Origin of the sequence: Gordonia desulfuricans NBRC 100010, from assembly GCF_001485495.1 — a bacterium.
Classification (GTDB): Bacteria; Actinomycetota; Actinomycetes; order Mycobacteriales; family Mycobacteriaceae; genus Gordonia; species Gordonia desulfuricans.
Genome location: NZ_BCNF01000182.1, coordinates 1 through 10,202 on the forward strand (window position 1 = coordinate 1; position 10,202 = coordinate 10,202).

The following is a 10,202-nucleotide window of genomic DNA, read 5'->3' on the forward strand; positions in this document are numbered from 1 at the left end:
CAGAGCCACGGATGTACTTCAACCAGACCAATCTCGTTGTCGAGTATCCACTTTGGCAAACCTCTGTGGTTACATGACGACGCTGCGGGTTCGCTGCAGCCGATTACTAGGGGGATGAATGAGGCGCTTCGCGTCGATTCTGGGCTTGCTCGCCGCAGCCATGGTCACTTTGCTCGTGGTTCCGTCGGGGACGGCCCACGCAGATCCTGCGGCATCGCGCGCCGCACTGAACGGCGGGGCCGCGAAGGTGTCGCTGGGCGGAGCCGATTACGGCTCCATCATCGTCGAGCTCGCCCACGGCAGCCACTTCCGGCAGGCGGGCAACTCGCTGCATGTCGTCAACGCCTCGGGTGTCACCACCGAGACCATCGACCTCGCGCACTTCGCCGCCGCCGACCAGGTCGTGCCGCTCAAGGCGACCCTCTCGGCCGACGGCACGGTCGCGGATCTGGTGCCGCAGGCGACCAGGCACGAGGTGGCCAACAAGAAGCCGCAGCGACTGACCAAGGCGCAGGCCTATGACGACATGATCCGCAAGGCCAACAACAACTGGAGCTGCGCCGCACCGACGGTCATCGCCGGCGCCGTGATCGGCGGCCTCATCGGCTTGTTCGTCATCGTCGGTTGGGTCATCGGCGCCGGAATCGGTGCGGTGATCGGTGCCGACATCGGTTACGGCAACTGCGGTAAGGGCAAGGCCAAGGGCGAGACGGTCCGCGCCTTCTGGACCTGGTGGAACACTCCGTAGCCCAGTTCTTCTCTACGCCGGATCGGTCGGTTCGATCTCTGGGGCGTGTCCTCCATCGAGGGCACGCCCCAGTTCTGTCTCACGACCGCACCGTCACACCCTCGCGTACACGCGCTCCCGCAGCGGCAGTCCGGTGTAGTTCTCCGCGATCAGCGTGCGGCCGGCATCGGAGCTCGTCACGGTGTCCAGTTCCGCCTCCTGCCGCCTGATGTCGAACGGCGACGCGTCGGGTGCGGTGTGCAGCATCGTCGACATCCACCACGAGAAGTGCTGTGCCCGCCAAACGCGGGGAAGCACCGCAGCGGTGTACCCGTCGAGTCCTCGCCGATCCCCCGACACCAGGAATCCGGTCATGGCATCGGCCAGGACCCACACGTCGGCCATCGCGAGATTCATGCCTTTCGCACCGGTCGGCGGAACGGTGTGTGCGGCGTCGCCGGCGAGGAACAACCGGCCGGACTGCATCGGCTCGCACACGAAACTGCGGAACGGCAGAACACTTTTGGCGAAGATCGCACCCTCCCGGACCTCTGCGCCGGGGCCGTCCACCCGTCGGTGCAGCTCGTCCCAGATCCGTGCATCGGACCAGTCCTCGACGGTGTCGTCGACCGAGACCTGGAGGTAGTGCCGCTGCACCGTCTCGGTGCGGGTGCTGCAGAGCGCGAAACCGCTGGGACTGTGGGCGTAGATGAGCTCGTCGGAGGTACGGGGCGCTTCGGCGAGTATGCCGAACCACACGAACGGGTACTGCCGGAAGTAGTCGGTTCGCACCGCCGGCTCGGGGATGAGGTTCCTTGTGGCGGTGCGCGATCCGTCGCACCCGGCGACGAGTTCACACTCGAGGCGTTGCCTCTGGCCATCGCCGTCGACGAAGGTGATGAACGGCCGGCTTCCAGTGTGCTCGTGCACCTCGACGTCGCCGGCCCCGAACCGGATGTCCCCACCGTCGGCGAGGCGGCGCGCGATCAGGTCGATCAGCACCTCGTGTTGGGGATAGACGGTGACCGCCCGGCCCGTGAGCGCCTCGAAGTCGATCCGGCGCCCTTGGCCGGCGAACCTGATCTGGGTTCCGGTGTGCCGGTGCCCCTCGGCGAGCAGGCGATCGCCGACACCGGCCTCGACCAGCAGGTCGACCGTGTTCTGTTCGAGAATCCCCGCGCGGATCGTGCCCTCCACCTCCTGCCGGCTGCGGGCCTCCAGGACGACGGACTCGATGCCCTGCAGATGGAGAAGGTGCGCGAGCATCAGTCCGGCGGGACCGGCCCCGACGATGCCGACTCGGGTGCGGATCGGGGGAACATTCACGGGATACTCCTTGATCGGAAGAATGCGATTGAAAAGCATGTTCGCGGGTGCGGCAGGCCGGACAACAGGTAGTTTTCGATGAGTGACAACCTCTGACGTTCCTTCTGGGATGCTCGAGCGGGCCGTGCTGCTTCTCGAACTCTTCAGCCCGCAGCACCCACGTCAGACGATCAGTGAGCTCGCCGCCGGCTCCGGCCTCCCGATACCGACCGTGTTCCGCATCTGCCGCGAACTCACCCGGCTCGGGCTGCTCGAGCGCGGCGACGATTTCCGCTTCCAGATCGGCCTGCGGGTCTGGGAGATCGGGACCGGAGCACCCCGTGCCCACGAGTTGCGTTCGGTGGCAATGCCGTTCATGGAGGACCTGCACGACATCACCCGGCAGAACGTGCAACTGGTGGTCCGTGACCACCTCGAGGCCGTCTACCTGGAACGCCTGTCCAGTCACGACGCCGTCGGGCTGGTCGGACGCATGGGCGGACGGCTACCCCTGCACGCCTCCAGCGGCGGTCTCGTCCTGCTGGCGCACGCCGATCAGGACATCTACGACGCCGTGCTCGCGGCGGGCCCGCGCGCGTTCACCCCGCACACGATCACCGACGAGCCGACGCTGCGCACCCTGCTCGCCGAGATCCGCCGGACCGGCATCGTCGTCGCCCGCCAGTACCTGAACCAGGGCACCCTCGCGATCGCCGCACCGATCCGCCGCGGCCCCACGGTGGTCGCAGCCCTGTCGGTGGTGGTCCCCCTCGACACCGACAGCACTCCCCTCACCACGGTGCTACAGACCGCCGGCCGCGCGATCTCACGCGGATTGTCTTGATCTGTACGGACTCCAGGAGCACGACCGCGAGTGGGTCCACCACTTTTCGCTACCGACAGGTGTTGCAGAGTCCACCGATGCCGCTCACACGCGCTTCGACGAGATCGCCCGCCCTGAACCATCGCCGCCACTTGCCGCCATTGCCCGGTGACGCCATTGCACGATGACGCCATTGCACGATGACGCCGTCAGTCGACGTCGTACCCGGTGTTCGCCAACGGTTCACCGGGCTTCCCCGGTCCATCCTGACCCTGCCGTCTGGATGGAAGTGGCCGGGAGACAAAGGGAGTGAGCACACTGGCGATCATGATGCAGACCGCCATACTCATCAGCGCCAGGACCGCCGAGGTGCCCAGGTCGGCGAGTTCACGGTTGGCGGTGATGGCACCACTGAGTGCCACGAATCCCATGGAGCCGGGGACCATGAGCCACCAGGTGGGCATGTACATCACCAGGACACTCGGTCGACCCTTCACATGGGCGTTCACCACGAAGGCGACGAGAAGTGCGACGCCCATCGCGATACCGCATGCGAAGGCCGAGCTGATCGACTTCTGCAGCAGGTGGGAGAGCCCGAAGGTGCCGCACGCGAGGAGCACCGTCCAGATCCATGCGCGGCGGGGCGTGCAGGCGAACATGATGTTGCCGACGGCGAACACCGGTGCGGCGAGCCAGAGCACCCACGACGGTGCGTGTGCACTGGTGACGTCCTGCAGATCGCTCGGCGAGAGACCGACGATGTCGACGGCGAGCGCCAGACCGAAGGCCATCGACAGCAAGACGATCAGGGTGGAGACCAGCCGGGATGCCCCGGCGATCATGTCACCGGCGGTGAGTTCGATGAGTGCCGTGGTCAGGCCGGCCCCCGGGATCAGGGTCAGCACCGGGATCACGGCCAGTCGCACCGGGTCGTCCACACCGATGTGCACGGCCCACAACGCGATCGCGAGGGAGGACAGGAAGGTCAGCAGAAACGGCATCAGCGCAGCAAACGTTCCCCTGACGCTGCTCCACAGCAGCACCATGCTCACCGGCGCCGAGATCACCACCGCGAGAATCGTTGCCGGCAGGCTCATCTGGAAACAGAGCGAGAAGCCGAGTGCCTGGAGCATGAATCCGATGACCCGCACGACCGGGTTGAACGGTGCCGGGGTGTCGGCGATCGCACGCAGTTCCCGCAACGCCTGCCGGACCGGCATCGCCGCCGACCGCAATTCGTGGATGAGCGACTCGGTCTGTGCGGCCTGGTCGAATCGGTACATCGAACCCGTGTTGGTCACGGTGACGTCGCCTCTTCGGCGGTCGAGCGCGATGGTGTAGGTCGCGAACACCTCGGCGGAGATCTCGTTGCCGTAGGCCTCGTTGATCTCGGCGATCACCTGTTTGGTCTGCGACACCGGGTACATCGACCGGTTCAGCGCCTCACCGACGGTGGCGATGAGCTCCAACATCTCGTTGTCCCCGCCGGCGGAATCGGGGCTCGTTGCGGTGCCTTCTGCCACCTACCGACCTCACTCCCTGATAGCGGGTGAACGAGCACCGGCCCCGAATCTGTGTTCTCCCAGACTCGGGGCCGGTGATCGACAGGTTCGTCGAACCGCTACTCCGCGGCGACGAACGAGGTCAGCTTCGCCTGGACCTCGTCCTGGATCTTGTTCTCGTGTTCCTCGGCGGTCGTCTTCGCCGCACCGATCACCTTGGCAGCCTTCGCCACGACCTCGCCGATGAGCTTGGCCTGCTCGATCGAGACGATGTGGAACTTGTGGTGGCTCTTGAAGTGCTTGTGGACCTCACCGGCGATGCCGCCCTCGAGGGCGAGCTTGCTGAGCAGGTCCAGCTTGGCCTCGCCGGAGCCCTCCGAGAAGTCGAGGTCCTTGAGATCCACCCACACGGTGTTGGGGCGCGTGGTCGACTCGAAGGCGTACCGCAGGTTGGTCAGGTCCAGGACCACCTGCCACAGCGTCTGCGAGGCATCCGGCTTGCCCGGCTCGGGGTTGCGGAACGGCTGGGCGCAGTTGCGGATGATGCTCAGCATCGCGGCCATCGCCTGCACCTGCGAGGTCGGCTGCGGCTGCACCCCGACGTAGTACTGCGCGCGGGCGAAACGATCGCTGGCCAGGCAGGTACCCGGGAGCGGATCGTCGCCGCCGAGGCCCTTGTACTTCTTGACCAGCTCCAGCTGCTTGTCGTAGGTGGGCGAATTGGTCATCACCAGGTGGTCGCGGCTGTGGTAGATGTCCAGCTTGCCGTCGATGTACTCGATGATCGCCGAGTCACCGCTGGCGTCCTCGATCGCGAGGTGCAGCGCCGGCTTGCTGTGACCGGTCGGGTCGGCCATCGGGACAACCTGGGGCTGGTGCTCCTCGGTCCACGCCACGGCCTCGGCCACGGTCTCGAAGTTGTCCAGGTAGTACTGCAGCCATATCGACATGGCCAGCTGCGGCCGCGAATCGTCGGGGGTGCCGTAGTCCGACTCCGCCAGCCACAACAGATGTGCACCCAGACCGCGCTCGTTGATTCCGTCGGTCGACAGGATGTCGTAGACGCCGGCGATCACGCTGCCGTACTTGGCGGTCCATTCGAGCTTGCCGGAGATCCGGTCGTCGCGCTTGATCCCGCGAGGAAGCTTCCACAGGTTGGTATGGAGATCCTGGTGGAAGTCCATGTTCCGTCCGACGATGACTGATCCGTTGGCGTCCGGCCACATGACCCGAGTGCACATATGTGGTGTGTCTCTTTCACTAGAAGTGAGCGGAGGTCGAGCATGGGCGTCGCTGTTCACGCCGCCCCACCGAGCAGACAGCTGCTCGATGATTCACCCTAGTCAATCGCGTGATAAACGTCGTACGGACGCACTGAAACGAACCAAACGGGCACAAGAATGCACCCAACCGGTCACAGCATTCGCCCCATGTCGGCGCACGCCACCGGCCGGGCTCAGATGTGCCGTCCCCCGGTGACCTCGGCCACCGTTCCCGTCATATACGACGACAGATCCGACGCGTAGAACAATGCGACAGTGGCTATCTCCGACGGTTCGCCGGCCCGCTGCATTGGGATCTCGGCCATCTTGGCATCCCGCGCCGTGGCCGGCATCGCCTCGGTCATCACGGTCCGGATCAGGCCGGGCTGGATGGCATTGATCCGAATGACCAGACGCGCAGCTTCTTTCGATGCCGCCTCGGTCAGTCCGACAATGCCGCCCTTGGCCGCCGAACAGTTGGTCTGCCCGATGAATCCCACCTTGCCCGAGATCGACCACAGGTTGATGATCGACCCACCATCACTTTCGCGGATGATCGCGGCGGCCAGGCCCCGCAGAGGTTCACCGCGATCACGTCGTCGAACTGGGCCTCGGCCATCTTCCGCATCGTCGCATCACGGGTGATACCTGCGTTGTTCACCATGATGTCGACCGAGCCGGAGGCCGATCGCGCCGCGTCCAGCAGCGCGGTGACGCTCTCCCCGTCGGCGACGTCGCATCCGATGCCGATCGCGTCGGGACCGAGTTCGGTGGCGGCGCGTTGCGCCTGCGCGGCATCCAGGTCGCCGATGACGATGCGGGCACCGTGTTCGGTGAACGCCCGGGCGATCACTGCACCGATTCCCTGTGCACCACCGGTGATCACGGCGGTCTTGTTGTCGAGCAAGGTCTTTCCTTTCGGTTCAGGTGACATGTCAACGAGCCGCGGCCGGGACGTCGGCGGGTGTGCGAGCGACACCGTCGGCGAGCAGGGCACCTATCGCGGCATCGTCGAGTCCCGCCTCGCGCAGCAGTGGCACGGTGTGCTCACCGAGTGCGGGCACCGGCCCCATCGGCGTCTCGAAGTCACCGAAGGACGCAGGTGGCAGAAGCGCTCTGGCCGAAGAGTTCTCGGTCGCAACGGTGCGCCACCGGTCTCGCGCCCGCAGCTGTTCGTGCTCGACGACGTCGGCGAGTTGTTTGATCTGGGCGGCCGGGACCCCGGCGGCGGCGAGCCGCCGGTCGAGTTCGGCACTGGTCCACCGGCGGGTCCCCTCCGCCACCGCCGCGTTGCACGCGTCGCGATTGCGCACCCGGTCGATGTTGGTATGGAACCGCGGGTCGGCGCCGAGGGCAGGGTTCTCGAGCACCTCGGTCACCAGCGTCTGCCATCCCCGGTCGGTCTGCACACCGATCAGGACCTGCCCGTCACGGGTGGGAAACGAGTCGTACGGTGCGATGAAGATGTGACTGACGCCCATTCGTGACGGCTGCGTACCGGTGTACATCTGCGTGTACATCGCATGCCCCATCCACTCCACGGTCGCCTCCAGCATCGACACCTCGATCTCGGCACCCTCCCCGGTTCGGGCACGGCGCAGCAGTGCGGCCACAACGGCTTGTGCGCAGTACATTCCCGTTGCGATATCGGCGGTGGGAATTCCGGTCTTCACCGGTTCGTCCGGCGTTCCGGTGATCGAGATGAGCCCGGCATCGGCCTGGATCAGCATGTCGTAGGCCTTGCGGTGTTCGAGTGGGCCCCCGACGCCGTACCCGGAGACCCCGACCACGACGAGTTCTGGGTGGTCGGCACGGAGCGTGGGCGCGTCGAGCCCGAGGCGGGCCGCGGCACCGGGCGCGAGGTTCTGCAGGAAGACGTCGGCGCCGGCGATCAGCGTTCGCACCACATCTGGTCCCACATCGGATTTCAGGTCGAGGGCCAGCGATTCCTTGCCCGGTTGAGCCACACGAAGTGGGCGCCGGTTCCGTCGACGACGTGGTCGTACTCCCGTGCCAGGTCGCCACCGTCCACCCGCTCGATCTTGATGACACGCGCGCCGAGGTCGACGAGGTTGCGCGTGGCCAGCGGGGCGGCCACCGCCTGTTCCAGGGAGACGACGGTGAAGCCGTCGAGGGGCAGGGTCACGAGGCGCTCGACTTCGCGGCGCGGACCAGTCCGCCGCCGATGATCAGCCGCTGGATCTCACTGGTGCCCTCGTACAGGCGCAGCAGGCGGACGTCGCGGTAGATGCGTTCCACCGGGACCTCACGCATGTATCCGGAACCGCCGTGCACCTGGACCGCCAGATCGGCGACCCGACCGACCATCTCGGTGCAGTACAGCTTTGCCACCGAGGGCGCGATCCGCCGGTCGGTGCCCTCCACCCAGGCGCGTGCGGCGTCGCGGACGAGTGCCCGTCCGGCCATGACACCGGTCTGCTGGTCGGCGATCATCGCCTGCACCAGTTGGAAGTCGCCGATCGGGGTGCCGCCCTGCGTGGCGCCGACGGACTGCGCGATCGACTCGTCGAGGGCGCGCTGGGCCTGCCCCACTGCGAGTGCGGCGATGTGCACGCGACCGCGCGCCAGGGACGTCATCGCCGCGCGGTAGCCCACCGCGGCATCACCGCCGACCAGGGCATCGGCCCCCACCCGGACGTCGGTGAAGGTGACGTCGGCGGTCCGGGAGCCCTCCTGCCCCATCTTCGCGTCCTTGGGACCCACTGCCAGTCCCGCGGTGTCGGCCGGCACGAGGAACACGGCGATACCGTTGCCCTTCTCCGGGGCGGGATCGGTCCGGGCGAAGACCACGAACAGGCCCGCATCGGGCGCATTGGTGATGAACTGCTTGCCGCCGTTGATGATCCATTGATCACCGTCGGCCTTTGCGACCGTCCGCAAACCGGCCGGGTCGGAACCGGCACCTGGTTCGGTCAGTGCGAAGGAGGCCACCACCTCGCCCGCGGCGATCCCGGGAAGCCAGCGATCCTGCTGCTGTTCGGTCCCGAAGTTCGTCAGGACCTGCCCCGCGATGCCGTTGTTGGTGCCGAACATCGACCGCAGGGACAGCGACGTGTAGCCCAACTCCATCGCCACCTCGACGTCCTGCATCAGGTCGAGTCCCAGCCCGCCCCATCGTTGCGGGATCGCGTAGCCGAACAGACCCATGTCCTTTGCCTTCTGGCGCAGGTCGCCCGGGATCTCGTCGGTTGCGAGGATCTCGGTTTCCCTCGGCACCACATGGGTCCGGACGAAGTGGCGGACCTGCGCGACGACATCGGCGAACACATCGTCGGGGACGTCGGGATTGCTGCTGACCATGAGAAGACCATGCCCCCGCCATTGATCACAGTCCAATACTTAATCAACAGCCCTGTTATTCTTATTCAGTATCAATTGTCTCGCTCGCTCCGGAGGTACGAGGTGGACTACGACGATCTGCGCGCGTTCCTCGCCGTGGCCGAGGAGCTCCACTTCGGCCGGGCGGCCGAACGTCTGCACATCGCCCAGCCGCCGCTGAGCCGCATGATCAAGCAGCTCGAGCGGAAGCTCGGCACCCGCCTGTTCGACCGGAACACCAGGTCGGTGCGTCTGACCGCGAGCGGCGCCGCGTTGATCGCACCTGCACACGAGGCACTCGCCGGACTACGCCGGGCCGAGGCCGCGGTCCGTTCCGCCGAGGACGGCGACACCGGCATCGTGCGCATCGCATTCGCCGGGATCTCCACCCACCGGATGATCGCCCGACTGGCCCGCGCCGTGCACTCCAAGCGGCCGGGAATCCAGCTGGAGCTGTCCAGCCAGAACTTCGCGCAGCCGGCGCTCAAACGACTGCTCGACGACGACACCGACATCGCACTGGGCCGATGGGACATCATCCCGACAGAGGTGGACGCCCATGTCGTGCAATCAGATTCGCTCGTCATGGCAGTGCCCGACACCCATCGGCTGGCCGATGCCGGACAGGTCTCGATCGCCGCGCTGGCCGACGAACACTTCGTGTCACTCCCCGCCCACGAGGGCGCGGTGTTGCCCGACCGCCTTCGGCGACTCGCCCACGCGGCCCGATTCGTTCCGAACATCGTCCAGGTGGCACCCGATACCCAGACCGCGCTGGCATTGGTCGGCGCCGAGGTGGATGCTCGCTGACCCTGGCCTCCGTCGCCCGCAACGCGAACGACCCCCACGTGGTGTTCCTGCCACTGTTGGAGCCGTCACCGGACGTCGACATGCGGATCGCGTGGCGGCGCGACGACTCCAGTCCGGCCGTGGTCCGGGTCCGTGACGAGTTCATGGCACTGACCGAGGTGACCACCCGCCCCGCCGACGACCGCGATCAAGGCTCCGGACCGGGACCGGGACCGGGCTGACCAACTCATCGTTGAGTCGCCATCGCGCACACAACCAAACAGCAACCGCCCATTGACGGTTGAGACAACAACGAGCACACAACCAGCCAAACAGCGACCACCCATTGATGGTTGAGCCGACGAGGAGCGCAGCGACGAGACGTGTCGAAACCTCAGACAGCCAACGTCGGAACGCAACCACTTAGAGGTGGTCACCACCCAGCGTAGGCTGCG

Annotated in this window: 8 protein-coding genes and 2 pseudogenes; 4 read left to right on the forward strand and 6 right to left on the reverse strand. The window is 66.4% G+C overall.

Going from position 1 to position 10,202, the window contains the following annotated elements; all coding sequences use genetic code 11:
• Nucleotides 1–118: 118 nt before the first annotated feature.
• The gene (locus tag GD1_RS23125; RefSeq protein WP_020790026.1) at nt 119–748 is read left to right on the forward strand and encodes a DUF8020 domain-containing protein; all 630 of its coding nucleotides are present in this window, start codon (nt 119–121) and stop codon (nt 746–748) included.
• 93 nt (nt 749–841) lie between these two features.
• Here the strand turns inward: GD1_RS23125 and GD1_RS23130 are convergent, their stop codons facing one another.
• Nucleotides 842–2,038, reverse strand: coding sequence for a 4-hydroxybenzoate 3-monooxygenase (locus GD1_RS23130; protein ID WP_244882984.1), 1,197 nt, complete (start codon nt 2,036–2,038; stop codon nt 842–844).
• 124 nt (nt 2,039–2,162) lie between these two features.
• On the opposite strand from GD1_RS23130, the gene GD1_RS23135 reads away from it, so the two are divergent.
• Entirely contained in the window at nt 2,163–2,876 is a 714-nt protein-coding gene (locus GD1_RS23135) for an IclR family transcriptional regulator (RefSeq protein WP_059039849.1), read from the forward strand.
• 188 nt (nt 2,877–3,064) lie between these two features.
• Here the strand turns inward: GD1_RS23135 and GD1_RS23140 are convergent, their stop codons facing one another.
• From GD1_RS23140 to GD1_RS23160, 5 genes and pseudogenes are all read right to left on the reverse strand, one after another.
• Complete coding sequence (locus GD1_RS23140) at nt 3,065–4,378, reverse strand: threonine/serine exporter family protein (protein ID WP_157079600.1); 1,314 nt, start codon at nt 4,376–4,378, stop codon at nt 3,065–3,067.
• Between the two features lie 98 nt (nt 4,379–4,476).
• Nucleotides 4,477–5,598, reverse strand: coding sequence for a linear amide C-N hydrolase (locus GD1_RS23145; protein ID WP_059039853.1), 1,122 nt, complete (start codon nt 5,596–5,598; stop codon nt 4,477–4,479).
• Between the two features lie 215 nt (nt 5,599–5,813).
• Nucleotides 5,814–6,553, reverse strand: a pseudogene (gene fabG / locus GD1_RS23150) (3-oxoacyl-ACP reductase FabG).
• A gap of 1 nt (nt 6,554) precedes the next feature.
• Nucleotides 6,555–7,765 (reverse strand): annotated as a pseudogene (locus tag GD1_RS23155) (CaiB/BaiF CoA transferase family protein).
• Nucleotides 7,762–8,940, reverse strand: coding sequence for an acyl-CoA dehydrogenase family protein (locus GD1_RS23160; protein WP_059039855.1), 1,179 nt, complete (start codon nt 8,938–8,940; stop codon nt 7,762–7,764). Before GD1_RS23160 ends, GD1_RS23155 begins: the two are co-directional and overlap by 4 nt.
• 102 nt (nt 8,941–9,042) lie before the next feature.
• On the opposite strand from GD1_RS23160, the gene GD1_RS23165 reads away from it, so the two are divergent.
• Nucleotides 9,043–9,768 (forward strand): LysR family transcriptional regulator, encoded by a 726-nt coding sequence (locus GD1_RS23165; protein WP_244882975.1) that lies wholly within the window; start codon nt 9,043–9,045, stop codon nt 9,766–9,768.
• A 38-nt stretch (nt 9,769–9,806) separates the two neighbouring features.
• On the forward strand, nt 9,807–9,989 hold the full coding sequence (locus GD1_RS25575; protein ID WP_238404046.1) for a hypothetical protein: 183 nt from the start codon (nt 9,807–9,809) through the stop codon (nt 9,987–9,989).
• Nucleotides 9,990–10,202 lie beyond the last annotated feature (213 nt).

Bases quoted from the DNA above. Each gene is read 5' to 3' on its own strand.
- GD1_RS23125 (WP_020790026.1), top strand. From the start codon at position 119: ATGAGGCGCTTCGCGTCGATTCTGGGCTTGCTCGCCGCAGCCATGGTC.
- GD1_RS23135 (WP_059039849.1), top strand. From the start codon at position 2,163: ATGCTCGAGCGGGCCGTGCTGCTTCTCGAACTCTTCAGCCCGCAGCAC.
- GD1_RS23145 (WP_059039853.1), bottom strand. From the start codon at position 5,598: ATGTGCACTCGGGTCATGTGGCCGGACGCCAACGGATCAGTCATCGTC.
- GD1_RS23160 (WP_059039855.1), bottom strand. From the start codon at position 8,940: ATGGTCAGCAGCAATCCCGACGTCCCCGACGATGTGTTCGCCGATGTC.